We start from the raw sequence: 26,330 nt of genomic DNA, 5'->3' as shown, positions 1-26,330 counted from the left end.
CGACAGTGCCGCCGCGATAGTCGATGGGGAGCAGATGAGCGCAGCACCGCCCGCTGGATCCGGCACCACCGGGTCGGGCACCGCCACGAGATCGCGGCGCCGAGCCGTCACGGTCCTCCTCTCGCTTGCGGTCTTCGCGTTGGCCGTCGATCTGTTGACCAAGCACCTGTCCCTCCAGGAACTCAGCGATCGCGAGCCGGTGCGACTGCTGGGCGGGGCTCTCTACCTGTCGCTGACCCGCAACAGCGGGGCCGCGTGGAGCCTGGGCAAGGACTACACCTTCATCTTTCCGATCATCGCCATCGGGGTGCTGGGCTGGATCGCCTGGATGGCGCGGACGTTGCGCTCGGTGCCGTGGGCGGTCGCGCTGGGCCTGGTGGTCGGTGGCGTCGTCGGCAATCTGCTCGACCGGATCTTCCGGGCGCCGGGCTGGTTCGTCGGGCACGTGGTCGACATGTTCAGCGTCTTCGACCCGTACGGTCGGGTCTTCCCGATCTTCAATGTCGCCGACAGCGCCCTGGTCTGCGGTGTGCTGCTCGCCGTCGGGCTGGAGTTCACCGGACGCCAGCGCGACGGTACCCGGGCGCTGTCCGACGAGCGGCGCAGTGACACCGACCGGGAGGACCCACCGGCCGGGGACGGCACCGCCGACCGGCAGCCCGCCGGGGCCGGCGACCAGGGCGACACCGACGGCGGACGGCGGGAGCGGGCGTGACGGCCACCTTCGCCGCCGGCGGCGACCAGCGGAGCCTGCCGGTGCCCGACGGACTCGACGGGATGCGACTGGACCAGGCCGTCGCCCGGCTGTTCGGCCTGTCCCGGACCGCCGCCGCCGCGCTCGTCGACGCCGGGGAAGCGCTGGTGGACGGTGCGGTACGAGCCAACTCGCACAAGGTGCGGGCGGGGTCCTGGCTGGAGGTGACGCTGCCCGCGCCCGCCACGGCGCCCGTGGTGGTGCCCCAGGCGGTGCCCGGCCTGCGCGTGGTGTACGCCGACGACGACATCGTCGTGGTGGACAAGCCGGTCGGCGTGGCCGCGCATCCCAGTCCCGGGTGGACCGGCCCGACCGTGATCGGCGGGCTCGCCGCGATCGGGCACACGATCGCCACCAGCGGTGCCGCCGAGCGTCAGGGCGTCGTGCACCGCCTCGACGTCGGCACCACCGGCGTCATGGTGGTGGCCAAGAGCGAGCAGGCGTACAGCGTGTTGAAGCGGGCCTTCAAGTATCGGGAGGTGGAGAAGCGCTACCACGCGGTGGTGCAGGGACACCTGGACCCGTTGCGCGGCACCATCGACGCCCCGATCGACAGGCATCCGCACCACGACTACCGCTGGGCGGTGGTCTCCGGCGGTAAACCGAGCATCACCCACTACGACACCATCGAGGCCTTTCCGTCCGCGAGCCTGGTCGACGTGCGGCTGGAAACCGGCCGTACGCATCAGATCCGGGTGCACTTCTCGACGCTGCGGCATCCGTGCGTGGGTGACCTCACGTACGGAGCCGATCCGACACTCGCCGCCCGGCTCGGACTGGACCGGCAGTGGTTGCACGCCAGAGAGTTGAGCTTCGAGCACCCCCGTACGGGGGACGAGGTCCGCTTCGTCAGCGACTACCCTGACGATCTGGGGCGCGCGTTGGAGATCCTCCGCGACTGACGCGTCCCACCCGTTCCGACCGACCGACGAGGGGACCGCCCGTGCGCGCCGGCGATCTGCTGCGGCAGTTGGACCAGCGACTGCTGCCCCGCCTCGCGGCCACCGTGACTCGGCTCGGCCACGGCCCGAGCCGCACTCCGCTGCTCGGCTGGGTGGCGATGCTGTCGTGCACGGCGGTGCTGGCCACGGCCGTGCTCGCCACGGGTGGTCCGCCCCTGCCGGACCGCACGGTCGGCGAGGTGACCAGGGTGGGCGTGGTCGAGGGCGACTCCATCCCGCGTTACGAGGCGACCGCGGCGGCAGACCTGGCCGCGTTGGCCGGCTCGCTCGGCGACGGCACGTACGCCCTGGTCTCGCTCACCGAGTACCTCACCCCGGCCCGGCTCGCCGCGGTGGTCGGTGACGTGGGGGTCGCGGTGGTGTTCGGACGGGTGCCGCTGCCGCAGCGGCAGACCGAGATCGTCCGTATCCCCGCCCAGCGGGTGCCGGAGGACGTGACGGCCGGAATGATCAAGCTTGCCGAGCGCAAGGAGCGCGAGGCCGCCGACTACCGGGCCCGGGCCACCGCGTTGGGCGGCGGCGGGCCGGAGGAACGCGAGCTGCGTGGCCTGTACCTCAGCGGCGCTCAGGTCGCGGCGGCGGAGGCGGCCGCGTTCCGGGCCGAGTGCGCCTGCCTCTACGCCCTGGTGGTACGCGCCGAACCGGCGAAGCTACGCGGCGTCGCGGCCCGGTCCGGGGTGCGAGTGGTGGATCCCGCTCCGGAGGTCCGGCGGTTGGAGCGGACCGTCTTCACCCCGCCGCTGCCCGAGCAGCGGGACATCGTCCGGCCGCCGATCGATCGGACGTCCGCGCCGGAGCCGACAGTGAGCGCCACCGCCGCCGATGCCACCGCTGCCGTCACCGACAGCCCAGCCGCGCCGGAGCCGACTGTGGCGGACCGCCCGCTGACACCGCCGGAGGTGACGGATCCGTCACCGTCTCCGTCGCCGCCACCGCCCGCACCTTCGGCTACCACATGGACGCCTTCGACCTCGGCAGACACCGTGGACGAGAATGATCCAGAGCCGACACCTTGACGGCTGTCGACACATCGGGTGCCGCCCGGTGTGGCCTCAGTAGGCTTTCGTTCGTAGCCTGTCAGACGGAGACCGAAGCGCTGGGGAGGCGATCCGTGGAGGGCAGCGAGACCGGTTGGGGACGGCCCGCCGAACCCGCACCGCGGTGGCGGGCGCTGCTCGACCGAGCCCGCCTCGGCGGACGCAGCGCAGAGCCGACCGCCGCCGAGCGGCGGGCCGAGGAGCCACCGCCGGCACCGTCGCCTGAGCAGTTGCCGCGGCGGGGGCCCGGCACCGGCTACGCGGGGCGGGTGCCGGCCGTCGGTCAGCCGGCGGACCGGTCGTACGGCGAGGAGCCGGCCTACCGCGCCGAACCTGCCTACCGGGTCGACCCGACGCATCCGGCCCAGCCCTACCGGGGACAGCCGGCGCAGCCGCCGTACCCGGCGGTGCCGGAGCCGCGCCGGCCGGAGCCGATGGAGTCCCGGTACAACCTGCTGGACAACGGCTACCGGCACGCCGCGCCGCCGCCGGTGGAGTCCCGGTACGCCCTGCTGGACAACGGCGGCTACCAGCCGCCTCCGGCGGTGCTGGCGCCGCCGGCCGTGGCACCGCCGCCGGCGGCGCCAGCACCGCCGGCACCGCCGCCGGCCGTGCCGCCACCGGCCACCGTGGCCGGCCGCCCGGGGCGCATCGAGTGGCGTGCGCAGAGCGCCGGCAGCGACCTCGACCGGGCCGCCGCCGTGCTCCGGCGCGACCTGGGCACCCCCCGCGTGATCGCCTTCGCCAATCCGAAGGGCGGGGTGCACAAGACCACGGCCACCGTGCTGGCCGCGGCGACCGTCGGCAGCGTACGCGGCCGTGGCGTGTTGGCCTGGGACGACAACGAGCTACGCGGCACCCTCGGGCTGCGCGCCGGCAGCGCCCGCCATGCCCGTACGATCCGGCACCTGGTCGCCGATCTCGTGCAGATCGAGATCCGGGAGGGTGCCGAGCTGTTGGAGATCCTGGACGACTACCTGCGACACGCCTCCGACGGGTCGTACGACGTGCTCGCCGGCGAGGAGAGCCCCCGGTTCGCCCAACGGCTGGACCAGTTCACCGTCAAGCGGGTGCTGGAACTGTTGCGTCGCACCCACGACGTGATCTGTGTGGACACCGGCAACAACGTGGAGAGCCCGAACTGGCGCACGGTCATGCAGGCCGCCGACCAGCTGGTGGTCACCACGGTGCCCCGTGAGGATGCCGCATTCAGCGCAGACTGGATGCTCGACCTGCTGCACGAGGAGGGGATGGGCCAGCTGGCCGACAACGCCGTCACGCTGATCTCCTGTCCCACCCCGGGCCGGTTGCCGTTGCAGGGCGACCTGGAGAAGCACTTCGCCACCCGGACCCGGGCGGTCACCGTGGTGCCGTATGATCCGGCGCTGGAGACGGGCTCGTCGATCGAGTACCACCAACTCCAGGGCGAGACCCGACATGCCTGGCTGCGGGCCGCCTCGGCGATGCTGGAGCCGTTCGGCAGCTCACGGTGAGCTGCTGTCGCGACACGGTGTACGACCGACGACGGTAGCTGCGAGGATCATCGGGTGAGCCCGACCACCCCCGCCGCCGAGCCGCCCGCACGGCCGCCGGCTGCCTTCCCGCCGTCGCCGACCGAGCCGACGACCAGATCGACCAGCCAGCCGGTGACGGACGCCGCCGGGCCGCCCACCGAGTCGGACACCAGGCCGACGACGGCCACCGGGCCGGCCGCCGAGGGTGCCGAGTCGCCAGGCGACGGGGCGGCGGGGGCTGCCGTGTCGTCCGCCGAGGCCGCCGAGCCGACCGTGGGGCGGCCGGTCGGGCTTGGCCGCGTGGTGGCGGTCGGTGCGGCGACGGTGCTGGTCCTGGGCCTGCTGGGGGCGCCGCTGGGGTGGCTCTGGGCGGCGGTCGCGCCGGCCACGCCGGTTGTCAAGAGCGGCGACGGCGCGGTCTACGGCCAGGCGCAGCCGGAACAGCCGATCGCCGCAGACGGGTGGTTCAGCCTGCTCGGGCTGGCGTTCGGGGTGCTCACCGCGCTCGCCGTGTGGTTCCTGCTGCGTCGCCACCGGGGACCGGTCGGGCTGGTGGTCGCGGCGGCCGGTGGGCTCGCCGCCGGGTTGGTCGCCTGGCAGGTGGGGCGTCGGGTCGGCCTGGCCAGCTACCAGCGGCTGCTGGACAGCGCCCCGGACGGCACGCGCTTCAGCAAACCGGCCGACCTGCGGGCCGGCGGGATCGAGCTGTTCCTCGGGGTGCTGCCGGTGCCCTACGGCAACCTGCTGCTGCCGGCGTTCGCCGCCGCGGTGACGTACACCCTGTTCGCCGGCTGGTCGCGATGGCCGTCGCTGCGACCCGAGCCGGAGTCGGACGCGGCCTGGCTCGCCGCGCCTCCGCCGCTGCCAGCGGGGCCGGCGGGAGTGGCCGGTAGCGGACCGACGGGAGGGGCCGGTTCGCAGCGGGCGGACGAGGTCAGTTCGGGGCCGGCGGAGGCGAGGCCAGCTCCGCCAGCGGTACCGGAACCGCCCGCACCTGGCGAAGCAGCGCCGCCTCGCGGTTGAGCAGGTTCAGTTCGGCGCGCAGCCGGGCCGCCGTGCCGTCGATGGCGAGTAGTCGCTGGCGGTCGGTCAGCGTCAACGCCGCGGTCGCGGCGACCAGGTGGGACAGCACCGTCGGATCCTCGGGCAGTTGCTCGGTGAGCTGACCGGCCTCGGCCCGGATCAAGCCCAGGTACTGCCGGAAGACGGCGATCACCCGGGCCGCCAGCAGGTCGGCGGTTTCGTCCGGGCCATCCGGCTCGGGCAACCACTGCACCTCGGCGGTCAGGTACGGCGCGGAGTTCCGGTCGACGTCGCCCATCCGGAAGCGACGCCGCCCAACGGTGACGATGTCGAAGCCCCCGTCCTCCAACTCGGTGACCTGCCGCAGCTCGGCGGTGCAGCCCACCTCGTGCAGGGTGACCTCGCCGACGCCGGAACGGTCCTGACCGGCGCCGGAGGCGACCTCCCAGCCACTGCGGATGGCCACCACCCCGAACTCGCGCGGTGCGCCCTCGGGCAGCGCGACGAGGTGTCGGACCAGCGCGCGGTAACGCTCCTCGAAGATGTGCAGCGGCAGCACCAGCCCCGGGAAGAGCACCGTGGCGAGCGGGAACACCGGCAGCCGTGCGGTCACGTGATCAAGCGTAGCCCGATCGGCGGGCGGCGGCGTGTCCCGGCTCACCGTCCCGGACAGCGGGCGGCGTCGGTCGGCCCGGCGGACGGCCGCCTAGACTCGCAGGCGTGTTGAACCGGATCGACCTGCGCGGTGGCGCGCGTGACCCGCGCCACCTGCTGCCTCGTGCCCAGCTCGACGTCTCGGTGGCGGTCGAGCGCATCCGCCCGATCGTCGCGGCGGTGCGTGAGCATGGATATCCGGCGGTCCGCGAGGCCAGCGAGCGGTTCGACGGGATCGCCCCCGAAGTGCTGCGGGTGCCGGCGGAGGCCATCGCGGCTGCGGAGGGCACGCTCGACGGCCAGGTTCGAGCGGCGCTGCTGGAGTCGATCACCCGGGCCCGGCGGGTGCACGCCGACCAGCGACGGGTCGACCACACCACCCAGGTCGTGCCCGGCGGCACGGTCACCGAGCGGTGGATCCCAGTCGACCGGGTCGGTCTCTACGTCCCCGGTGGGCTGGCGATGTACCCGTCGACCGTGGTGATGAACGTGGTGCCCGCCCAGGCGGCCGGCGTCCGGTCGCTGGTGGTGGCCAGCCCGCCGCAGAAGGACAACGGCGGCCTGCCCGATCCGCGGGTGCTCGCTGCCTGCGCGCTGCTCGGCGTCGACGAGGTGTACGCCGTCGGCGGCGCCCAGGCCGTGGCGATGCTGGCGTACGGCTGTGCCGTCGACGCCGCCGGCAGTGCGCACTGCGCTCCGGTGGACATGATCACCGGCCCGGGGAACATCTGGGTCACCGCCGCGAAGCGGCTGTTGCGCGGGGTGGTCGGCATCGACGCGGAGGCCGGCCCGACCGAGATCGCGATCCTGGCCGACGACACCGCCGACCCGGTGCACGTCGCCGCCGACCTGATCAGTCAGGCCGAGCACGACCCCCTCGCGGCCAGTGTGCTGGTCACCCCGTCGGTAGCCCTGGCCGATGCGGTGGACCGGGAGCTGGCCCGACTGGTGCCGGCCACCAAGCACGCCGAGCGGGTCGGCGCCGCGCTGGGCGGCGAGCAGAGCGGCGTGGTGCTTGTCGACGACCTGACGGCGGGCCTGCGGGTGGTCGACGCGTACGCGGCGGAGCACCTGGAGATCCAGACCGCCGACGCCCGGCAGTGGGCGATGCGGGTACGCAATGCCGGGGCGGTCTTCGTGGGCGCGTACTCGCCGGTGTCGCTGGGCGACTACTGCGCCGGCTCCAACCACGTGCTGCCCACCGGGGGATGCGCCCGGCACTCGTCCGGGCTGTCGGTGCAGTCGTTCCTGCGCGGCGTGCACGTGGTGGAGTACACCGAGCAGGCGCTGCGGGAGGTCGCCGGCCACGTGGTGACCCTGGCGAACGTGGAGGACCTGCCGGCGCACGGCGAGGCGGTCGCCGCCCGGTTCCCCGGTGCTCACCGGGACCCGGCTTCCCAGACGCCGACCGGGGCGACCACATGACCGGGTTGGCCGACCTGCCGATCCGGGACGATCTGCGGGGGCTGTCGCCGTACGGCGCGCCGCAGCTCGACGCGCCGGTGCGGCTGAACACCAACGAGAACTCCCACCCGCTGCCGGAGGCGGTGGCCGAGGCGATCGGCAAGGCTCTCGCTGCGGAACTACGCGACCTCAACCGCTACCCCGATCGGGACGCGCGGGCGTTGCGGGCCGACCTGGCCGGGTACCTCGGCCACGGGCTCACCGGCGACGGCGTGTGGGCGGCCAACGGTTCCAACGAGGTCCAGCAGCAACTGCTCCAGGCGTTCGCGGGGCCGGGACGCAGCGCGCTCGGCTTCACCCCGGCGTACTCGATGCATCCGCTGCTGGCGCTCGGCACGGGCACCCGGTGGGTGCCGGCCCGTCGGGGGGCCGACTTCGTGCTGACCGTCGACGAGGCGGTCGCGCAGGTCCGCGAGCACCGGCCGGACGTGATCTTCCTCTGCTCGCCGAACAATCCCACCGGCACCGCGCTCGACCCGGCGGTGATCGGCGCGGTCCTCGACGTCGCTCCGGGGATGGTGGTGGTCGACGAGGCGTACGCGGAGTTCGCCCGGCCGGGCACGGTCAGCGCCCTGACGATGCTGCCCGGGCAGCCACGGCTGGTGGTCACCCGGACGATGAGCAAGGCGTTCGGGTTCGCCGGTGGCCGGCTGGGCTATCTTGCCGCCGATCCGGCGGTGGTGGCGGCGGTGCAGCTGGTCCGGCTGCCGTACCACCTCTCCGCGCTCACCCAGGCCGCCGCCCGGGCCGCGCTGGCCCACTGCGACACGCTGCTCGGCACGGTCGCCGAGATCGCCGAGCAGCGTGACCGCATGGTCGGCGAACTGCGCCGCCGTGGCCTGCGGGTCGCCGACAGCGACGCCAATTTCGTGTTGTACGAGGTGGGCGGCGACCAGTCGGTGGCCTGGCGGGCGCTGGTGGCGCACGGCGTGTTGGTGCGGGACGTCGGCCTGCCCGGCTGGCTGCGGGTCACCGCCGGCACCCGGGCCGAGACCGACGCCTTCCTCGCCGCCGTGGACAGTATTCAGCGCGAGGGATCCATCGCCCCGCAGCCGCTACCGACGAAAGGCAGATCATGAGCCGGACCGCCCGGGTGGAGCGGATCACCAAGGAGACCAAGGTCCTGGTCGAGGTCGACCTCGACGGGACCGGAGTGGCCGAGATCAGCACCGGGGTCGGTTTCTACGACCACATGCTGCACCAGATCGCCCGGCACGGCGGCTTCGACCTGACCGTCCGTACCGTGGGCGACCTGGAGATCGACGCGCATCACACGATGGAGGACACCGCGCTGGCCCTCGGCGCCGCCTTCGACCAGGCGCTGGGCGACAAGGCGGGCATCCGCCGGTACGGTTCGGCCACCGTGCCGATGGACGAGGTGCTGGTCCGGGCCGCCGTCGACCTCTCCGGCCGGCCGTACGTGGTGCACGACGAGCCGCCCCTGGCGCCGTACATCGGCCCGGTGTATCCGACCAGCATGACCCGGCACATCTGGGAGTCGTTCGGCCAGGCGGCCCGGATCACGCTGCACGTGGACGTGTTGCGGGCGGCCCGGCCCGGCGGGCACCCGGACGCCCACCACGTGGTCGAGGCGCAGTTCAAGGCGGTGTCCCGGGCGCTGCGGAAGGCCACCGCGGTGGACCCGACGGCGGGCGGGGCGATTCCCAGCACCAAGGGGGCGTTGTGACGGGCCCGGGTACGCCGCGACGGGGGTGTCGCCGGTGAGCGGCATCCTGCCCACATTGCTGCTGATCCTGGCCGGCGTGCTGGTCGGCGGGGCGTTGTCCCTGCATCGGCAGGGTGCGCCCCGCGGCGCGGTGGTGGTCACCGCGCTGCTGGCCGTGCTGGCCACCGCCGCGGGGGTGCTCTGGCTGCTGCCGGGGGAGGGATCATGACCGGCGGGTTCGCCCCGGGCGGGCGACGTCGGATCGTGGTGCTCGACTACGGCTCGGGTAACCTGCGCTCCGCCGAGCGGGCGCTGGCCGCGGCCGGCGCCGACGTGCTGGTCAGCGGTGATCTCGCCGCCGCGGCCGACGCCGACGGTCTGGTGGTTCCCGGAGTGGGCGCCTTCGCCGCCTGTGTGGCCGGCATCGAGGCGATCGGCGCCGGGCCGGTGATCGCCGGGCGGGTCGCCGCCGGTCGTCCGGTGCTGGGCATCTGTGTCGGCATGCAGATCCTCTTCGAGTCCGGTGACGAGCACGGAGTGGTGACCAAGGGACTGGGCCTGCTGCCGGGCTCGGTCACCCGGCTCGCCGCCGCCCGGCTGCCGCACATGGGCTGGAACACCGTGCAGGCACCGGTCGGTTCGGTGCTCTTCGCCGGGCTGCCCGCCGACAGCCGGTACTACTTCGTCCACTCGTACGCGGTGGGCGATCCCGCCGCGTTGACGGCGTCCGGGGCCCGGGTGACCACGGCCCACCACGACTGTGACTTCGTCGCGGCGGTGGAACGCGGCGCGCTGTCGGCCGCCCAGTTCCACCCCGAGAAGTCCGCCGACACCGGTGCCGCGTTGCTGCGCAACTGGCTGGCCACCGTGCCCGCCGGTGGTTGAGCCGGTGGGGCACACCTGCGGGGAGGCACCGTGAGCAGGGAACGGGCCCAGCGCCGGGCGGCCCGCGAGGCGGAGGCGGCCCGGCAACGGGTGTTGCGCGAGCGGGCCACCGCCCGTCGGGCCCGCCGTCGGGCGCTGGTCCGCCGGGTGGTGCCGACGGTGCGTCGTGGCCGCACCGGCAGGTTGCCGAGATACTCCCAGGGCGAGCGGGCCGCGATCGTGGCGCTCACCCTGGCCGCGATCACCCTCATCTGGGTGTTCGTGCCCGATCTGGCGCTGCGGGTCGGGCTGATCCTGCTACTGCTGCTCGTCCTGCCGGTGATCGTGGTGATCGCCCTGGACCGCCGTTGACCATCCGAGAGGGACACGACACATGAGCCTCACCCTGTTGCCTGCCGTGGACGTCGCCGACGGCCAGGCCGTTCGGCTCGTGCAGGGCGCCGCGGGCAGCGAGACCACCTACGGCGACCCGTTGGAGGCCGCGCTGGCGTGGCAGCGCGACGGTGCCGAGTGGATCCACCTGGTCGATCTCGATGCCGCGTTCGGCCGGGGCAGCAACGCCGGCTTGCTCGCCGAGGTGGTCCGCCGTCTCGACGTACGGGTCGAGCTGTCCGGCGGCATCCGGGACGACGCCTCGCTACGTGCCGCGCTGGCCACCGGTGCCGAGCGGGTGAACATCGGCACCGCCGCGCTGGAGGATCCGCAGTGGTGCGACCGGGTCTGCGCGGAGTACGGCGACCGGGTCGCGATCGGGCTGGACGTGCGTGGGCGGACCCTGGCGGCCCGGGGCTGGACCCGCGACGGCGGCGACCTGTACGAGGTGCTGGAGCGGCTCGACAAGGCCGGCGCTTCCCGGTATGTGGTCACCGACATCACCAAGGACGGCACCATGCGCGGGCCGAACCTGGACCTGCTGCGCGAGGTGTGTGCCCGTACCACCGCCCCGGTGATCGCCTCCGGCGGCGTCTCCACCCTGGACGACCTGCGGGCGCTGGCCACTCTGGAGTCGGTGGGCGTGGAGGGGGTCATCGCCGGCAAGGCGCTGTACGCGGAGGCATTCACCGTGGCGCAGGCCCTGGCGGTCCTGGCCAACCCGTGACCCCCGGCCGGGGTTCCGCCCCGGCCTCGCCGTTGCCATCGCCCCGACGGCAGTGGAAAGGACGCTCCCGTGCCCACCAACCGTGAGATCCAGCTGGCCTCGCGCCCGCAGGGCTGGCCCACCGAGGACAACTTCCGGCTCGTCTCCGCCGAGGTGCCCCCGCCCGGCCCGGGGCAGCTGCTGGTCCGCAACCGGTACATGTCGGTGGACCCGTACATGCGCGGGCGGATGAACGACGTGCGGTCCTACGTGCCACCGTTCGCCCTGGACGCGCCGCTGGACGGTGGGGCGGTCGGCGAGGTGGTAAGTGGCGAGGCCGACGGGTTCGCCCCGGGCGACACCGTGCTGCACGGTCTCGGTTGGCGGGACTACGCGCTGGTCGAGGCGAAGGCCGCCCGGAAGGTCGACCCGGATCTCGCGCCGGTGACCGCGTACCTCGGTGTGCTCGGGATGACCGGGCTGACCGCGTACGCCGGGCTGCTGGAGGTGGCCGCGATGCGTCCGGGCGAGACGGTCTTCGTCTCCGGGGCGGCCGGCGCGGTCGGCAGCATGGTCGGCCAGATCGCCCGGCTCCGCGGCGCGGGCCGGGTGGTGGGCAGCGCCGGATCGGCGGCCAAGGTCGAGCGACTGCGGGCGCTCGGCTTCGACGCGGCCTTCGACTACCACGACGGCCCGGTACGCGACCTGCTGCGGGCCGCCGCCCCGGACGGCGTCGACGTCTACTTCGACAACGTCGGCGGCGAGCATCTGGAGGCGGCGATCGCGTCGATGAACCTGCACGGCCGGGCGGCGATCTGCGGCATGATCGCGCACTACAACGACACCGAGGCGCCGGCCGCGCCGCGCAACCTGGCGCAGGTCATCGGCAAGCGGCTGACCCTGCGCGGTTTCCTGGTCAGCGACCACGGGCACCTGCGGGATGAGTTCGTCCGGGAGGTCTCCGGCTGGCTGCGCGAGGGCACCCTGTTCTACGACGAGACGATCGTCGACGGGCTGGAGAACGCCCCGGCGGCCTTCCTCGGCCTGCTGCGGGGGGAGAACCTCGGCAAGATGTTGGTCCGGCTGTGACCGGCGGCGCACCCCGTCGACGCGGTCGGGCCGGCGACCGTCGTGCGGGCGGCGATAGGCTCGTCGCATGACGGTGGCGGTGCGGGTGATCCCCTGTCTCGACGTGGACGCGGGACGGGTGGTCAAGGGCGTCAACTTCGTCGACCTGCGGGACGCGGGCGATCCCGTGGAGCTGGCCGCCGCGTACGACCGGGCGGGCGCCGACGAGTTGACCTTCCTCGACGTCACCGCGTCGTCGAGTGACCGGGGCACGATGCTCGACGTGGTCCGGCGTACGGCGGAGTCGGTTTTCATCCCGCTGACCGTCGGCGGCGGGGTGCGGACGGTGGCGGACGTGGACACCCTGCTGCGCGCGGGTGCCGACAAGATCGGGGTGAACACGGCGGCGATCGCCCGCCCGGAGTTGCTCGCGGAGATCGCGGAGCGGTTCGGTCGGCAGGTGCTGGTGCTCTCCCTCGACGTGCGGCGGGCACCGGCGGGCACCACTGCCAGTGGCTTCGAGGTGACCACGCACGGCGGGCGGCGCGGCACCGGGCTGGACGCCGTGGAATGGGCGCGGCGCGGCGCCGAGCTGGGCGCGGGTGAGATCCTGCTCAACTCGATGGACGCCGACGGCACGAAGGCCGGGTTTGATCTGGAGCTCATCGGCGCGGTGCGCCGGGTCGTCGACGTGCCGGTGGTGGCGAGTGGGGGCGCCGGTGCGGCGGCCCATTTTCCTCCGGCGATCGGTGCCGGCGCCGACGCGGTGCTGGCCGCCAGTGTGTTCCACTTCGGGGAGCTGACCGTGGCGGAGGTCAAGGACGTGCTGCGCGGCGCCGGTCACCCGGTGCGCTGACGCCGGCGGGGCACTGCGGCGGGCGGGTCGCATCCGGACGGCCGCAGCGGAGGGCGCGGCGGTCAGCCGCGGCCGGAGTGTCCTTCGGGGGAGCGCCGGGGCATCGGGATGGATCGCACCAGATACTCCTGCACGGCGGCGGCGTGCTCCTGCTCGTCGAGGTGCCAGTCTGCGGTGCCGGGCGCATGCCGGCGGCTGAGCACGCCCTGCACGGTGTCGACGGTGGTGGCCAGTCCGGCGCTGGGTCGTGAGCGCCACAGGTGCTCGCCGTCGGGCGTGATCCGGAACCAGCCGTCGGAGACGTCGACCAGCCCGGCGCCGAGCAGCCGACGGATCGCCTTTTCGATGTCGTGCCGATCGGGGATGCTGCGGTCGAGATGGTCGGCTGTGGAGAGCACGTCGGCGAGGCGTACCCCCTCGGGGCGGCGGGTGGTCGTGGACCGTCGGTGGCGTCCGGCGCCGCTGGCGATCACCAGCGAGACGAAGATCCATGCGTCGGTGCGACGCCAGGCGTTGTCCCCCATGCGGAGATTCTGCCGGGCGACCCGGCTCCAGGAAAACACCGACCGTCGCACTGCGACCGTGAGTGGCATCATGATTGCCGACAGTCGATGTGGGTGGACGGGATCGATCCGATCCGGTATGTGTCGGCGGCGCCGGGTGCTCGTCAGGCCGCCGGGGCTGGCTCGACCAGTGCAGCTGGATTCGGTTCGGCGACGTCGAACAGCGGCAGGAACAGTTGGGCCAGCGGTCCGATGGTCAGCGCGTAGGCGATGGTGCCGATGCCGACCGTGCCGCCGAGCACCGCTCCCACGGCCAGCACGCCGACCTCGATGACGGTGCGGACCAGACGTGGTGACCGGCCGGGGCGGCGGGCGACCAGGCCGGTCATCAGTCCGTCCCGGGGGCCAGGGCCGAGGCGGGCGCCGAGGTAGAGCGCGGTGGCCGCGCCATTGCCGACGATCCCGACGACCAGCAGGACGATTCGCAGCGCTAGTGGCCCTCCGGGTGGCAGCAGGGCCAGGGTCGCGTCGACCGCCAGGCCGATCACCACCACGTTGGCGACGGTGCCGAGACCGGGGCGCTGGCGCAGCGGGATCCAGGCCAGCAGCACCAGCGCGCCCACCGCGATGACCACGGTGCCCATGCTCAGGCCGGTCAGTCGGGACAACCCCTGGTGGAAGACGTCCCACGGGTTCAGCCCGAGCCCCGAGCGGATCATCAGCGCCATGCTGAAGCCGTAGAGGGCGAGCCCGACGAAGAGGTGGGTGAGTCGTCGGGTCGGCCGGTGCCGAAGGTTGCCAATTATTGCCACGCATGCCACTCTAGGTGCCAATTGGCCTCGTGATAGAGCCAATATTGGGAGAGTGGCCATGGTCAGTCAGGTGCGCGGGGTCCAATTGGCCCGGCTGCTCGGGCAGTGGCACGCCCTGCCCGGCCGGCGACGCAGCCCCGACTACGCCGCGCTGGCCGGGGCGGTACGCGGTCTGCTCGCCGACGGGCGGCTACCCCTCGGCGTACGCCTGCCGGCCGAACGCGACCTGGCCGAGGCGCTGCGGATCAGCCGTACCACCGTCACGGCCGCGTACCGCGAGTTGCGCGACAGCGGGCACCTGGCCAGCCGGCGGGGTGCCGGAAGCTGGACGATGCTGCCGGGTACACACCGGGTGGCGCCCAACGGCCTCTGGATCCCGCTGGACGACCGGGACATGCTCGACCTCGGAGTGGCGGCGTTGGCCGCCCCGCCCGAGCTGCTGCCGGCGGCCCGCGCGGCGGCGGAGGACCTGCCCCGCTATCTGAGCGGCGCCGGGTACCACCCGATCGGCATCATCGAGCTGCGGGAGGCGGTCGCCCAGCGGTACACCGAGCGGGGCCTGCCCACCTCGCCCGACCAGATCATGGTCACCAACGGTACGCAGCACGCCCTGGACCTGGTGCTGCGGCTGGCGCTGGCGCCCGGCGGCGGGGTGCTCGTCGAGTCGCCGAGCTATCCCAACGCGCTCGCCGCGCTCGCCGCCCGACGAGCCCGGATCACCACGTACGGTCTGGCCGCCGACGCCGACGGCTGGGACGCGGACCTCCTGCTCGGCACGCTGCGGCAGGTGCGGCCCCGGGTCGGGTACCTGATCCCCGACTTCCAGAATCCGACCGGCCACCTGATGCCGGCCGAGCTGCGGGAACGGCTGGTGGCCACCGCGCACGCGGTCGGCACCGACCTCGTGATCGACGAGTCGTTCGTGGACCTGCCGCTGGACGGGACGGACCTGCCGCCGCCCACGGCGAGCTTCGACCGGCACTCCCGGGTGGTGAGCGTCGGCGGCATGAGCAAGCCGTTCTGGGGCGGGCTGCGGATCGGCTGGATCCGCACCTCGGCGCCGCAGGTGCAACGGCTGGCCGCGGCGCGGGTGGGGGTGGACATGTCCAGCCCGGTGCTGGACCAGTTGGTCGCGGTGCACCTGCTGGAGGTCGCGCCGGCCATCGTGACCGCCCGGCGGGCGCAACTGGCCGTGCAGCGTGACGCGTTGCTCGGGGCGCTGGCCGCCCGGCTGCCGGAGTGGCGGGTCACCGTCCCGCGCGGCGGGGTGACCCTCTGGGCCGAACTGGACGGGCCGATCTCCAGCGCCCTGGCGCGGGCCGCCGAGGAGGTCGGCGTACGCCTGGCGCCCGGACCCCGTTTCGGTCTCGACGGGACGCTTGAGCGTTTCCTGCGGCTGCCGTTCACCCTGCCGGCCGCCGACCTGGTCGAGGCGGTCGGGCGGATCGCGGCGGTCCGGTACGACCTGGACCGGGCGGGGCAGCCCCGCTGGCGCGAGCCGAGCGTCATCGCCTGAGCGGTCGACTCGCCGCCGTCCGTGGCGCGACACGGATCGGCCCCGCACCCCGGGGAGGGACGGGTGCGGGGCCGACGCGATGGGCCGTCAGATCTCGGCGACGGTGCCGGCGTACATCTTGTCGATCTCGTCGGCGAAACTGTTCTCCACTCCACGGCGCTTGATCTTCAGCGACGGGGTGATCTCGCCGTCCTCGATGGTGAGGTCGCGCGGCAGGATGGTGACCTTCTTGATGGTCTCCCAGCGGTTCAGCTTCTGGTTGAGCTGGGCGACGTACTCCTCCACCATGGCCTGGGCCTCGGGGGAGGCGACGATCTCGCTGTACGGGCGGCCCTCCAGCGGGGTGCCGGCGGCCCAGCCCGCGATGGCGTCCGGATCCAGCGTGACCAGCATCGTGCAGTAGTTGCGGGCCTGACCGATCACCACGGCCTGCGAGGTGTACGGGCAGGTGGCCTTGAACATGCCCTCGATGTGCGACGGTGCGACGTACTTGCCGCCGGAGGTCTTGACCAGGTCCTTCTTGCGGTCGGTGATGCGCAGGTAGCCGTCGTCGTCGAGGCTGCCGATGTCACCGGTACGGAAGAAGCCGTCCTCGGTGAACGCGGCGGCGCTCTCCTCGGGCAGGTTGTGGTAGCCCCGCATCACCGGCCGGCCCTTGAGCAGGATCTCGCCGTCGGTGTCGATGCGGCACTCAAGGTCGCCCATCGCCCTGCCGACGGTGCCGATCCGCAGCCCGTCGGGCGGGTTGACGAAGTTGCCGGCGCTGGTCTCGGTCAGACCGTAGCCCTCGGAGATCGGCAGGTTCGCCGCGGCGAAGAAGGTGGCGATCTCCGGGCTGAGCGGGGCGGCGCCGGAGACCAGCACCCGGATCCGGCCGCCGAGCCGGGCCTGGAGCTTGCTGAAGACCAGCTTCTCCGCCAGCGTGTACTTGAGCTTCAGCCCGCCCGGCACCGGTTTGCCGGCCTGCTCCAGGGCGACCTTCTCCTTACCGACGCCGACCGCCCAGGCAAAGATCTTGGCCTTCGCCCCACCGGCGTCCTGCGCGGTGGTGACCGACTTGTTGTAGACCTTCTCGAAGACCCGGGGTGCGCCGCACATCAGCGTCGGGCGGACCACCGAGAGTAGTTCGACGAGCTTGTCGACCCGGCCGTCCACGTACGTGGGCAGGCCGACATGCGTGGCGCCGCAGAGCAGCGTCTTGCCGAACGAGTGGGACAGCGGCAGCCAGAGGTACTGGAGGTCATCCTCGCGGAGCAGCCCGACCGCCTCCTGCGCCACGCCCTCCCAGCACCAGCCGCCGTGCAGCAGCTCGACGCCCTTGGGGCGACCGGTGGTGCCGGAGGTGTAGATCAGGGTGGCCAGATGGTCCGGGCCGATGCCGGCGACCAGGCGCTCGATCAGCTCCGGGTCCTCGGCGAGCCGCTGGGCGCCCTGCTCCTCCAACTCGGCGAGGGTCAGTTGCGGCACTGCCGCGGACGGGTCGGAGGCGCCGTCGAAGAGGACCACGTGGGTCAGCGCGGGCAGCTGCGCTCCGGCGATCTTGGCCGCCTGGTCCGGGTTCTCCGCGAACAGCACCTTGGAGCCGGAGTCGGAGATGATGTAGGTGGCGTCCTCCGGCTCGGTGGTCGGGTAGACAGTGGTCGTGGCGCCGCTGGCGCACATGATGCCGAAGTCGGCGATCACCCATTCGAGCCGGGTGTTCGCCAGGATCGCGACCCGGTCCTCCTGACCGACGCCCAGGCCGTGCAGGCCGGCGGCGATCGCCGTGGCCCGCTGGGAGACCTGAGCCCAGGTCAGCCAGACCGGACCGTCCGGGCCGGGGTGGGCGAAAGCGTGGCGGTCAGGGGAGGCCGCGACGCGCTTGAGAAACATGTCAGGAATGGAGCTGTACGGTACATCGAGAGCCATCGCTGTAGCCGCCTTCGGGGGTGGAGGCGTGACGGTCGTCACGGTCGGTGTTCGTTACCGAAGGGTATTGCCTGCCCCCGGGCGTCGGCTAGCCCTGACGATCATCTACCAGCCTCGTCCCGTGAAAGGCGCCCTCGTCTCACTCGTAGCGCGCCGCCGCCCGCGACCAGTCGTAGGTGGCCCGGATCCAGTTCCGTCGGGTGTCCAACGCTGGGCGGACCGCGTCGCCGTGGCTGGCCAACAGATCGGTCTCGGCCGCCAGGTACGCCCCGAGTCGATCGTTGAACCGGTCGGCGGCGGCCCGCAGCGCCGCCGACTCGTCACCGGTCTCCCGGGTCAGCACCGTGATCAGGTTGTGTGCGTCCGGCCCGCCCCGGTGCTCCTTGCGGTAGGAGAAGACGTCGTTGCACCAGCAGATGAGGTCGGCGGCCAGCACCTCCAGGGTGGCCCACCCGGGGTCGGCTCTGCGTACGGCCGGCGGAAAACCGTCCAGCGCCAGGTCGGTCAGGGTGAGGCTGGGGTACACGGCGCCGGTGTGCCGGCGCATCTGGACGTACTCGTCGATCGGCGGGACCCGCTCGTGCTCCCGGTTCGCCGCCTCCCACAGCAGCGCGAGCAGGTACTCGCGCATCCCGGCGACGAACCGCAGCAGCACCGCCGGACGCCGGTGGCCACGTACCCGCTGACACAGGTCGGCCAGGCCGAGCGCCAGCGTCCCGGCCGCGCCGGGCGGCACCGGACCCGGCGCGCCCTGGCGGTCCAGCACGTCCAGCAGCGCAGCCACGGTCGGTGCGAGCAGGGTGGGTTCGGCGCCCAGCCCGTCCTCGTCGCAGGCGTCGTCCATCACGAACAGCCAGGAGATCAGGTCGGTCAGTAGGCGCAGGCGCTCCGGTGGCGCCTGCGGACAGGCCCGCCCGGCTAGCCCGGCGGCATCCGCCCGGTGCAGCCGCTGCCCGTTACCGATCAGGCCCAGCTCCCGCGCCCAGTCCGCGCTCTCCCGGGCCACGCGCTCGGTGTCCTCGTGTCGGACGCCAGCGAACGGAGGCTCGCGCAGGGCCGAAACCACAAAGCTTCGCATCGCGCTCCCTGTTGCCACCCCCCCACGAGGCGGCGCGGGTCAGCGTACGGGAGCCCCGATACCGGTCGGTCGATGCAGCGAGTAACGTTTCGGATTTTGCCGTGACCGGTTCCGCACAGACGGTTAGAAGCCCAGGCTGGCGGTGCGGAGCCGATCGGCCAGGGCCGCCGTGCCATCGAGTTGCACCCGCGCCGCACGTTGCCGGCCGGACAGGAACAGGGCCAGCTCACCGGGCGTGCCGACCAGCCGCAGCGGTGCACCGCCACGGCCGGTGGCCACCTCGCCGTGGCCGGGCGCCTGCACCAGCACCTGGGCCGGGAAGCGGCGCAGCGCCAGTCGACTCAGCGTCGACACGCGTCGCCACAGCCCCCGCTCCAATCCCACCGGCAACTCCCGGGGCTGCCAGCCGGCCCGGGCGCGGCGTACGTCCTCGTGGTGGATGAAGAACTCCAGCGTGTTGGTCAGCTCGTCGGTCAGCGGATTGCTCACCGGGCTCCACAGCGGAGGACGTCGCACCCGGCCGAGCAACTCGGTCCAGTCGAGGGCGGCGATCTGGCGCCGCACCCGCTCGGCGTACCCGCCCAGCGGCGGCAGGACGATGCCCGCTGCGGCGTCCGGACGACGCTCCCGGACCACCAGGTGCGCGGCGAGGTCACGGGTCGTCCAGCCCTCGTTGAGGGTCGGGGCGTCCGGACCCAGGGCGGACATCAGCTCGGTGAGCGCCTCGCGCTCCGATCGGGCGTACCGCGGCATGGCAGTGATGGTAAGCCGGTGCGGCCCAGCTCGCGTCCCGAGCCCTCCGCGGCCGGCGGGTCCTCGGGGTGGCGTCGGATCCCCGGGGTGACGTCGGACATATCGCCGGGGGTCGGCGTACCCGGCCGGTAGCGGTAAGGATGAGAGAGGATTGTGGCGGCTTACGGCGGGGGAGAATGTGGCGAGCGGGACTAGTCGGGACGTGCTCGGTCGCGGGCTGACCGTCCTCGGGCGGGCCATCCGCGAACAACCGAGGATCTTCGCGGTCGCGGTGGCCGGCAGCGTGCTGTTCGGTCTGATGGTGGTCGCCAGCGCGTTCGTGGTCGGCGCGGTCGTCGGTGATGTGGTGGTGCCGGCCGTCGAGAGCGGTTCGGTGGCGGTGGGCGCGTTGGCGCTGGCCGCCGCGGCACTGCTCGGGCTGAGTGTGCTGCGGGTGGTCGGCATCTTCGGTCGCCGGCTCGGCGCCGGCTACATGCAGTTCCGCCTGCAGGCCGCCTACCGCCGTCGGGTCACCCGCCGGTACCTGGAACTGCCGCTGTCCTGGCACCACCGCAACGCGACAGGCACGTTGCTGTCCAACGCCAACTCCGACGTCGAGGCCGCCTGGCAGCCGATCGCACCGCTGCCCTTCGCGGTGGGCACGCTGGTGATGCTGATCGGCGCGGTGACGTCGCTGTTCGCCGTCGACTGGGCACTGGCGCTGGTCGGGCTGGCCGTCTTCCCGGCCCTGTTCGCGCTCAACGTGGCGTACTCCCGCCGGATGGCCCCACGCCAGGCGCGGGCGCAACGGCTGCGCGCCGAGGTCAGCGGGATCGCGCACGAGAGCTTCGACGGCGCGTTGGTGGTCAAGACGATGGGGCGGGAGGCGCAGGAGACCGCCCGGTTCGCGGCGCGGGCCGGCCAGTTGCGCGACGCGCTGATCTCGGTCGGTCGGCTGCGGGGCATCTTCGACCCGATGCTGGAGACGCTGCCCAGTCTCGGCACCCTCGCGGTGCTGGTGGTCGGCGCGTACCGGCTGCGGCAGGGCGCCATCGAGGTGTCCGAGTTGGTCAGCGTGGCCTTCCTCTTCACCGTGCTGGCGTTCCCGGTGCGGGCCATCGGCTGGGTGCTGGCCGAACTGCCGCGCAGCGTCGCCGGCTGGGACCGGATCCGCCGGGTGCTCGACGCCACCGGCGAGATGCCGTACGGCGACACCCGGCCGGACCCGGACGTGGCGACGCCGGCCACGCTCACCTTCACCGACGTCGGCTTCGCCTACGAACCCGCCGAGGCGCACCTGCCCGGCACCGAGGTACTGGGCGAGGTCACCTTCACCGTGCCGGCCGGGAAGACCGTCGCCCTGGTCGGGCCGACCGGCGCCGGCAAGTCCACCGTCACCGCGCTGGCGGTCCGGCTTGTCGATCCCCGGTCGGGCACGGTCAGCATCGACGGGGTGGACGTCCGGAACCTGGCCGCGGATGTGCTCGCCGGTACCGCCGCGCTGGTCGCCCAGGTGCCGTTCGTCTTCGACGACACCGTGCGGGCCAACGTGTCGCTGGACCGGCCCGGCGTCGACGACGAGGCCGTCTGGGCCGCGTTGCGGTTGGCCGAGGCCGACGGGTTCGTCGCCGCCCTGCCCGATGGGCTGGACACCATGGTCGGTGAGCGGGGCACCTCCCTCTCCGGCGGCCAGCGGCAGCGACTCACCCTGGCCCGGGCGTTGGCGGGTCGCCCCCGCCTGCTGGTGCTCGACGACGCGACGAGCGCGGTCGACCCCCGGGTGGAGGCCGCCATCCTGGCCGGCCTGCGCTCGTCCGCCGGCGGTGGCCCGGGCGCGTCGATCCTGGTGGTGGCCTACCGGCGGGCGACCATCGCCCTCGCCGACGAGGTCATCTACCTGGAGCAGGGGCGGGTGGTGGCGCGGGGCACCCACAGCACGCTGCTGGCCACGGTGCCGGGCTACGCCGATCTGGTCACCGCCTACGAGCAGGCCGAGGTCGACCACGACCGACAGCGCACGTACGACGAGGTCACCCCGATGACCTCCGGACTGGAGGTGGACCGGTGACGGTCGGCGAAGCGCCGGAGCAGCCCGAGTCGACGTGGCGGACGCTGCGTCGGGGGCTGTCGCTCTCCCCGGAACTGCGGGTCGGGCTGGCCGGCACCCTCGGTCTGGCGCTTGTGTACATGGTCGGCCGGGTGGCCGTGCCGGTGGCGGTGCAGCAGGGCATCGACCGGGGTATCACCGGCGGGTTGGACCTGAACGCGTTGTTCGTGGTGGTCTCGGTCACCGCGGCGGTGCTGGTGGTGACCACGACCTGTGGCTACCTGATGATGCGCCGACTGTTCACGGTCAGCGAGACGGCGCTGGCTGGGGTACGGGTGCGCGCCTTCCGGCACGTGCACGACCTGTCGATGCTGCACCAGCAGTCGGAGCGGCGCGGTTCACTGGTCTCCCGGGTCACCAGCGACGTCGACCAGATCACCCAGTTCCTCCAGTGGGGCGGGGTGATCCTGCTGGTCAACCTGGGGCAGTTGGCGGTCACCACGGTCGTGATGCTGGCGTATTCGTGGCAGTTGACGCTTGTGGTGTTCGCCGCCTTCGGGCCGGCGGTGTTGGTGATCCGGCTGCTCCAACGTCGGCTCGCCGGGGCGTACGGGGTGGTTCGGCAGCGTACGGGCGCCCTGCTGGCGGCGGTCGGGGAGAGCGTGGTCGGCGCGCCGGTGATCCGGGCGTACGGCATCGCGGGGCGCACCGCCCGGCGGCTGGACGAGGCGATCGACGGCCAGCGGCGGGCGCAGCAGAAGGCGATCCGGATCAGCATTCTCGGCAGCTCGGTAGGTGAGCTGGCCGCCGGCCTGGCGTTGGCAGGTGTGGTGGTGCTGGGGGTGTTCCTCGGTGCCGACCGGACGCTGAGCATCGGTGAGATCACCGCGTTCTTGTTCCTGGTGACGCTCTTCATCCAGCCGGTGCAGATCGCCACCGAGGTGCTCAACGAGGCGCAGAACGCGATCGCCGGCTGGCGTCGGGTGCTCGACGTGCTGGACGTCGAGCCGGATGTGGCGGATCCCGGCTCGCAGGGGCGTGAGCTGCCCACCGGGCCGCTGGACATCCGCTTCGGCGGCGTACGTTTCGCCTATCCGGGCGGTCCGACGGTGCTGCACGACATCAGCCTGGAGATTCCGGCGAAGAGTCGGGTGGCGGTGGTGGGTGAGACCGGCAGCGGCAAGACCACCTTCGCCAAGCTGGTGACCCGGCTGATGGACCCCACGGCGGGGGCGGTGCTGCTGTCCGGGGTGCCGCTGACCGACGTGCGCTTCGATTCGCTGCGCTCCCGGGTAGTGATGGTTCCCCAGGACGGTTTCCTGTTCGACGCCACGGTGGCCGACAACGTCCGCTTCGCCCGTCCGGAGCTGACCGATGAACAGCTCACCGCCGCCTTCACCGAGCTGGGTCTGGCCGACTGGCTGGACGGGCTGCCCGCCGGGCTGTCGACCGGGGTGGGTGAGCGTGGCGAGGCGTTGAGCGTGGGGGAGCGTCAGTTGGTGGCGTTGGCCCGGGCGTACGTGGCCGATCCGGATCTGCTGGTGCTGGACGAGGCGACAAGCGCGGTGGACCCGGCCACCGAGGTGCGGTTGCAGCGGACGTTGGACGCGGTGACCCGGGGTCGGACCACCCTGGCGATCGCGCATCGGCTGTCGACCGCGCAGAACGCCGACGAGGTGATCGTGGTGGACCGGGGGCGGGTCGTGCAGCGTGGCTCGCACGACGAGCTGATCCGCGAGCCGGATTCGGTGTACGGGCTGCTCTACGCCTCGTGGCTTGAGCAGACCCGGTAGACGCCGCCGGGCCGATGCCATACCCTCCAAGTTAGGTAAGCCTAACCTCAAAGGAGGTCGTGTCATGCGGCCCAGCCCCGCTGAGATCGTCCGGACCCTGGTTGCCGGCCGGTTGCCCGGCCTCGTACACCTGGCCTGCCGGCCCGGTCTGCACCACGCGCGCCACGCCACCGACGCCGAGGGTCGGGTGCTGCTGCTGGTGCCGGTGGTCAGCGATCTCGCGGCGGCGCTGGACGCCGGTGCCGAGGAGCGCGCCGTCGCGGTGGTGCTCGACGTGCTCGATCTGCCGCCCGCCGCCGGAGCGCCGTCCCTCGGCCGGGCGCTGGTCTCCGGTTGGGCGCGTCGGTTGGTCGGCGACGAGGCGCGGGCCGCCGCGGTGGATTTCGCCGCGGTGGAGCCCACCGGCGACCTGCTCGACGTCGGCACCCGCTTTCGGCTGTTCCGCTTCGAGGTGGCGGAGGCGCGTTGGCACCGGGCCGGCGAGTTGCGCCGGATCGACCCTGCCGCGTACGCCGAGTCCGAGCCGGATCCGCTGCACCCGGTCGAGGCGGGGCTGCTCGCCCACCTGGGCGAGGACCGCGCCCAGCAGATGACTGACTACCTGCGCCGGCAGCTCGGCCTGGCCGCCGGTCCGGCCGACCACGCGCCCCGGGTCGAGCGGATCGACAGGTACGGGATGCTGGTGACCTTCGGCCGGCCGGGCGCCCGGCGCCGCGCCCGGCTCGCCTTCGGCCGCCGGTTGACCGACCAGGCCGAGCTGACCCGGCTGCTGGAGCCGGTGCTCAGCGCGGGCTAGGCGGCCCGACCTCGGCGGCTGGGCGGCCGAGGTCGCCGGTGAGATAGCGGTGCACGGTCGGGCCGACCGTGGCGATCAGGGTCTCCGGCGCGGCGGAGGCGACCGGCTCCAGCCGGATCACGTAGCGCATCAGCGCCAGCCCGACGAGTTGGCTGGCCACCAGCGATCCGCGCAGCGGCACCTCGGCCGGGTCGACGTCGAGGTGGTCGAGGACCCGGCGCAGCACCTGGGTGGTGAGAAACTCGCGCAGGAGGCGGGCGGTCCACTCGCTGCTCACCGCGGAGCGCAGCAGGGCCACCCCGGCGGCACCGGCGGGCGAGTCCCAGACCGTGACGAACATGCGTACCAGCCGTTCGCCCAGGGCGGCACGGTCACCGGCGAGCACCTTGGGCAGCACTTCTCCCGGGTTCACCGGAAAGCGCATGGCGGCCAGGAAGAGCTGTTCCTTGGTGCCGAAGTAGTGGTGCACCAGGGCCGGGTCGACCGCGGCGGAGGTGGCGATGGCCCGGATGGTGCTGGCGTCGTAGCCGCGTTCGGCGAAGACGGCCCGGGCGGCGTCGAGAATCGTGTCCCGGGTGCCGGGTTTGCCGGGTCGCCGTCCGCTGCGCCCTACCATCGCCCTCCCTCGCTCCTGTCCGCGTCGTCGCCGGCCCGGCGCGCGATCGACGCGCCGGGCCGGCCCGGCGTCGTCAGCCGCTGCGCCGGCGCAGGGTGGCCGCGGCGAGTACCAGCGCCAGCACCGCCGCGCCGGCGACGATCGCCACGTCGCGCCACATCGTCCCGGTCGGCTCGGCGTGCGCGCCGACCTCCTGTAGGGCCTCGACGGCGTACGACAGGGGCAGCACGTCACTGATCGCCTGCAACCAGCCGGCCATCTCGTCGCGGGGCACGAACAACCCGCAGAGCAGCAGTTGGGGTGCGACCACGACCGGCATGAACTGTACGGCCTGGAACTCGGTGCGGGCGAAGGCGCTGCAGAGCAGTCCGAGCGCGACGGCGAGCACCGCGTTCAGTGCGGCGATCATGATGACCAGCGCACTGCTGCCGGCCGTCTGCAGGCCGAAGACCCAGTACGCGACGGCGGAGGCGAGGCCGGCCTGCACCGCGCCGGCCAGCCCGAAGGCGATCCCGTACCCGAAGAGCAGGTCGGTCTTGGCCAGCGGGGTGGTGAGCAGCCGTTCCAGCGTGCCGGTGGTGCGCTCGCGCAGCATCGCGATGCTGGTCACCAAGAACATGATGATGAACGGAAAGAAGCCGAGCATCACCAGGGCGATCCGGTCGAATGTCGACGGCTGGCCGGGCGGCGTGGGCTGGTCGGCGTACATGTAGTAGACCAGGGTGAGCAGGACGGTGGGCACGGCCACCAGCAACGCGATGGTTCGTTTGTCGTGGCGCAGCTGCCGCAGGATGCGGGCGACGGTGGCGGCCAGAATGCGCGGGCTCATCACGCCTCCCCGGACCGGTCGGGTTGTGCGGCCCTGATCAGCCGCAGGAACGCCTCGTCGAGGTCGTCCACCCCGGCGGCGGTCCGGATTGCCGCTGGTGTGTCGTCGGCGACGAGCCGTCCCTCGCGGATGAGCAGCAACCGGTCGCACCGGGCGGCCTCGTCCATCACGTGACTCGACACCAGCAGGGTCGTCCCGGTCGCGGCCAGCGCGTGGAATCGGGCCCAGAGATCGGCCCGCAGCACCGGATCCTGGCCGACTGTGGGCTCGTCGAGCACGATCAGCTCGGGCTCGCCGACCAGGGCGCAGGCCAGCGACGCCCGGCTGCGCTGCCCGCCCGAGAGAGTGCCCACCAGTTGGCGGGCCGCTGAAGCCAGGCCGACGTCGGCCACCGCACGGTCGGCCTCGGACCGGTCGCGGCCGTGCAGCGCGGCGAAGTAGCGGGCGTTCTCCCGCACCGTCAGGTCGGCGTAGACGCTCGGCGCCTGAGTCAGATAACCGACCCGGTGGCGCAGTGGCGGCGCGCCGGCCGGGGCCCCGAGCACCGTCACCGTGCCGGCGGCGATCACCTGCACTCCGACGACCGCCCGCATCAACGTGGTCTTGCCGCTGCCGCTCGGCCCGAGCAGACCGGTTACCGAGCCGCGCGGCACCGTGGCGTCGATCCCGTGCAGCACCCGCCGTCCGCCCCGGTCCACGACCAGGCCCCGGACGGCGATCGCGTCGGCCATCGCCCACC

The 26,330-nt window shown here is 73.0% G+C and carries 27 protein-coding genes; 18 read left to right on the top strand and 9 right to left on the bottom strand.

Annotation, left to right across the window (positions count from 1 at the left end):
• Positions 1 to 34: 34 nt before the first annotated feature.
• The 5 genes from lspA (at position 35) to O7601_RS27240 (ending at position 5,290) form a co-directional block, all read left to right on the top strand.
• On the top strand, positions 35 to 715 hold the full coding sequence (gene lspA / locus O7601_RS27260; RefSeq protein ID WP_281563919.1) for a signal peptidase II: 681 nt from the start codon (positions 35 to 37) through the stop codon (positions 713 to 715).
• The gene (locus tag O7601_RS27255; RefSeq protein ID WP_281563918.1) at positions 712 to 1,656 is read left to right on the top strand and encodes an RluA family pseudouridine synthase; all 945 of its coding nucleotides are present in this window, start codon (positions 712 to 714) and stop codon (positions 1,654 to 1,656) included. The genes lspA and O7601_RS27255 overlap by 4 nt, the downstream gene beginning before the upstream one ends.
• A gap of 41 nt (positions 1,657 to 1,697) precedes the next feature.
• The gene (locus O7601_RS27250) at positions 1,698 to 2,732 is read left to right on the top strand and encodes a hypothetical protein (RefSeq protein ID WP_281563917.1); all 1,035 of its coding nucleotides are present in this window, start codon (positions 1,698 to 1,700) and stop codon (positions 2,730 to 2,732) included.
• Positions 2,733 to 2,827: 95 nt separating this feature from the next.
• Positions 2,828 to 4,246 (top strand): AAA family ATPase, encoded by a 1,419-nt coding sequence (locus O7601_RS27245; RefSeq protein ID WP_281563916.1) that lies wholly within the window; start codon positions 2,828 to 2,830, stop codon positions 4,244 to 4,246.
• 294 nt (positions 4,247 to 4,540) lie between these two features.
• Positions 4,541 to 5,290 carry a DUF2567 domain-containing protein gene (locus O7601_RS27240; RefSeq protein WP_348650276.1) on the top strand — a complete coding sequence of 250 codons (750 nt, stop codon included), beginning with the start codon at positions 4,541 to 4,543 and terminating at the stop codon, positions 5,288 to 5,290.
• Here O7601_RS27240 and O7601_RS27235 read toward each other — a convergent pair.
• Positions 5,202 to 5,903, bottom strand: a complete 702-nt coding sequence (locus O7601_RS27235; protein ID WP_281563915.1) for an LON peptidase substrate-binding domain-containing protein — start codon at positions 5,901 to 5,903, stop codon at positions 5,202 to 5,204. The two genes, O7601_RS27240 and O7601_RS27235, sit on opposite strands and share 89 nt — an antisense overlap.
• Before the next feature lie 107 nt (positions 5,904 to 6,010).
• On the opposite strand from O7601_RS27235, the gene hisD reads away from it, so the two are divergent.
• The 9 genes from hisD to hisF all read left to right on the top strand — a co-directional run bounded on the left by hisD (position 6,011) and on the right by hisF (position 12,961).
• Complete coding sequence (gene hisD / locus O7601_RS27230; protein ID WP_281563914.1) at positions 6,011 to 7,369, top strand: histidinol dehydrogenase; 1,359 nt, start codon at positions 6,011 to 6,013, stop codon at positions 7,367 to 7,369.
• Positions 7,366 to 8,487, top strand: coding sequence for a histidinol-phosphate transaminase (locus O7601_RS27225; RefSeq protein ID WP_281563913.1), 1,122 nt, complete (start codon positions 7,366 to 7,368; stop codon positions 8,485 to 8,487). Before hisD ends, O7601_RS27225 begins: the two co-directional genes overlap by 4 nt.
• On the top strand, positions 8,484 to 9,095 hold the full coding sequence (gene hisB / locus O7601_RS27220) for an imidazoleglycerol-phosphate dehydratase HisB (protein ID WP_281563912.1): 612 nt from the start codon (positions 8,484 to 8,486) through the stop codon (positions 9,093 to 9,095). Before O7601_RS27225 ends, hisB begins: the two co-directional genes overlap by 4 nt.
• A 25-nt stretch (positions 9,096 to 9,120) precedes the next feature.
• Positions 9,121 to 9,303 carry a hypothetical protein gene (locus tag O7601_RS27215; protein WP_281563911.1) on the top strand — a complete coding sequence of 61 codons (183 nt, stop codon included), beginning with the start codon at positions 9,121 to 9,123 and terminating at the stop codon, positions 9,301 to 9,303.
• Positions 9,300 to 9,959 (top strand): imidazole glycerol phosphate synthase subunit HisH, encoded by a 660-nt coding sequence (gene hisH / locus O7601_RS27210; RefSeq protein ID WP_281563910.1) that lies wholly within the window; start codon positions 9,300 to 9,302, stop codon positions 9,957 to 9,959. Before O7601_RS27215 ends, hisH begins: the two co-directional genes overlap by 4 nt.
• Positions 9,960 to 9,989: 30 nt before the next feature.
• Positions 9,990 to 10,310 (top strand): hypothetical protein, encoded by a 321-nt coding sequence (locus O7601_RS27205; RefSeq protein WP_281563909.1) that lies wholly within the window; start codon positions 9,990 to 9,992, stop codon positions 10,308 to 10,310.
• A gap of 22 nt (positions 10,311 to 10,332) precedes the next feature.
• The gene (gene priA / locus O7601_RS27200) at positions 10,333 to 11,058 is read left to right on the top strand and encodes a bifunctional 1-(5-phosphoribosyl)-5-((5-phosphoribosylamino)methylideneamino)imidazole-4-carboxamide isomerase/phosphoribosylanthranilate isomerase PriA (RefSeq protein WP_281563908.1); all 726 of its coding nucleotides are present in this window, start codon (positions 10,333 to 10,335) and stop codon (positions 11,056 to 11,058) included.
• A gap of 69 nt (positions 11,059 to 11,127) precedes the next feature.
• Positions 11,128 to 12,126 carry an NADP-dependent oxidoreductase gene (locus O7601_RS27195; protein WP_281563907.1) on the top strand — a complete coding sequence of 333 codons (999 nt, stop codon included), beginning with the start codon at positions 11,128 to 11,130 and terminating at the stop codon, positions 12,124 to 12,126.
• Positions 12,127 to 12,193: 67 nt separating this feature from the next.
• Entirely contained in the window at positions 12,194 to 12,961 is a 768-nt protein-coding gene (gene hisF, locus O7601_RS27190; protein ID WP_281563906.1) for an imidazole glycerol phosphate synthase subunit HisF, read from the top strand.
• A gap of 62 nt (positions 12,962 to 13,023) precedes the next feature.
• Here the strand turns inward: hisF and O7601_RS27185 are convergent, their stop codons facing one another.
• Together O7601_RS27185 and O7601_RS27180 are read right to left on the bottom strand one after the other, a co-directional pair.
• Positions 13,024 to 13,485, bottom strand: coding sequence for a hypothetical protein (locus O7601_RS27185; RefSeq protein ID WP_281563905.1), 462 nt, complete (start codon positions 13,483 to 13,485; stop codon positions 13,024 to 13,026).
• 143 nt (positions 13,486 to 13,628) lie between these two features.
• Positions 13,629 to 14,276 carry a hypothetical protein gene (locus O7601_RS27180; protein WP_281563904.1) on the bottom strand — a complete coding sequence of 216 codons (648 nt, stop codon included), beginning with the start codon at positions 14,274 to 14,276 and terminating at the stop codon, positions 13,629 to 13,631.
• 58 nt (positions 14,277 to 14,334) lie between these two features.
• Here O7601_RS27180 and O7601_RS27175 point away from each other — a divergent pair, with 58 nt between their 5' ends.
• The gene (locus O7601_RS27175) at positions 14,335 to 15,792 is read left to right on the top strand and encodes a PLP-dependent aminotransferase family protein (RefSeq protein WP_281563903.1); all 1,458 of its coding nucleotides are present in this window, start codon (positions 14,335 to 14,337) and stop codon (positions 15,790 to 15,792) included.
• Between the two features lie 87 nt (positions 15,793 to 15,879).
• Here the strand turns inward: O7601_RS27175 and O7601_RS27170 are convergent, their stop codons facing one another.
• The 3 genes from O7601_RS27170 to O7601_RS27160 form a co-directional block, all read right to left on the bottom strand.
• On the bottom strand, positions 15,880 to 17,700 hold the full coding sequence (locus tag O7601_RS27170) for a long-chain fatty acid--CoA ligase (RefSeq protein ID WP_281563902.1): 1,821 nt from the start codon (positions 17,698 to 17,700) through the stop codon (positions 15,880 to 15,882).
• Positions 17,701 to 17,839: 139 nt separating this feature from the next.
• A complete protein-coding gene (locus O7601_RS27165) occupies positions 17,840 to 18,778 on the bottom strand; it encodes a terpene synthase (protein WP_281563901.1) in 939 nt (312 codons plus the stop codon).
• 123 nt (positions 18,779 to 18,901) lie between these two features.
• Positions 18,902 to 19,531 (bottom strand): TIGR03085 family metal-binding protein, encoded by a 630-nt coding sequence (locus O7601_RS27160; protein ID WP_281563900.1) that lies wholly within the window; start codon positions 19,529 to 19,531, stop codon positions 18,902 to 18,904.
• Between the two features lie 178 nt (positions 19,532 to 19,709).
• Here O7601_RS27160 and O7601_RS27155 point away from each other — a divergent pair, with 178 nt between their 5' ends.
• The 3 genes from O7601_RS27155 (at position 19,710) to O7601_RS27145 (ending at position 24,146) form a co-directional block, all read left to right on the top strand.
• The gene (locus tag O7601_RS27155; protein ID WP_281563899.1) at positions 19,710 to 21,578 is read left to right on the top strand and encodes an ABC transporter ATP-binding protein; all 1,869 of its coding nucleotides are present in this window, start codon (positions 19,710 to 19,712) and stop codon (positions 21,576 to 21,578) included.
• The gene (locus tag O7601_RS27150; protein WP_281563898.1) at positions 21,575 to 23,350 is read left to right on the top strand and encodes an ABC transporter ATP-binding protein; all 1,776 of its coding nucleotides are present in this window, start codon (positions 21,575 to 21,577) and stop codon (positions 23,348 to 23,350) included. The genes O7601_RS27155 and O7601_RS27150 overlap by 4 nt, the downstream gene beginning before the upstream one ends.
• Before the next feature lie 64 nt (positions 23,351 to 23,414).
• The gene (locus O7601_RS27145; RefSeq protein WP_281563897.1) at positions 23,415 to 24,146 is read left to right on the top strand and encodes a DUF2470 domain-containing protein; all 732 of its coding nucleotides are present in this window, start codon (positions 23,415 to 23,417) and stop codon (positions 24,144 to 24,146) included.
• On the opposite strand, the gene O7601_RS27140 is transcribed toward O7601_RS27145, so the two are convergent.
• The 3 genes from O7601_RS27140 to O7601_RS27130 form a co-directional block, all read right to left on the bottom strand.
• Complete coding sequence (locus tag O7601_RS27140; RefSeq protein WP_281563896.1) at positions 24,133 to 24,762, bottom strand: TetR family transcriptional regulator; 630 nt, start codon at positions 24,760 to 24,762, stop codon at positions 24,133 to 24,135. The genes O7601_RS27145 and O7601_RS27140 overlap by 14 nt on opposite strands.
• A gap of 73 nt (positions 24,763 to 24,835) precedes the next feature.
• Positions 24,836 to 25,591: an ABC transporter permease gene (locus O7601_RS27135; RefSeq protein ID WP_281563895.1), complete on the bottom strand. Its 756-nt coding sequence runs from the start codon at positions 25,589 to 25,591 to the stop codon at positions 24,836 to 24,838.
• Complete coding sequence (locus O7601_RS27130; protein ID WP_281563894.1) at positions 25,591 to 26,322, bottom strand: ABC transporter ATP-binding protein; 732 nt, start codon at positions 26,320 to 26,322, stop codon at positions 25,591 to 25,593. Before O7601_RS27130 ends, O7601_RS27135 begins: the two co-directional genes overlap by 1 nt.
• Between the last annotated feature and the right edge of the window lie 8 nt (positions 26,323 to 26,330).

Origin of the sequence: Verrucosispora sp. WMMD573, from assembly GCF_027497175.1 — a bacterium.
Lineage (GTDB): Bacteria > Actinomycetota > Actinomycetes > Mycobacteriales > Micromonosporaceae > Micromonospora.
Note: the sequence above shows the minus strand (reverse complement) of the source record. Positions and strands in the feature narration are given on the sequence as shown.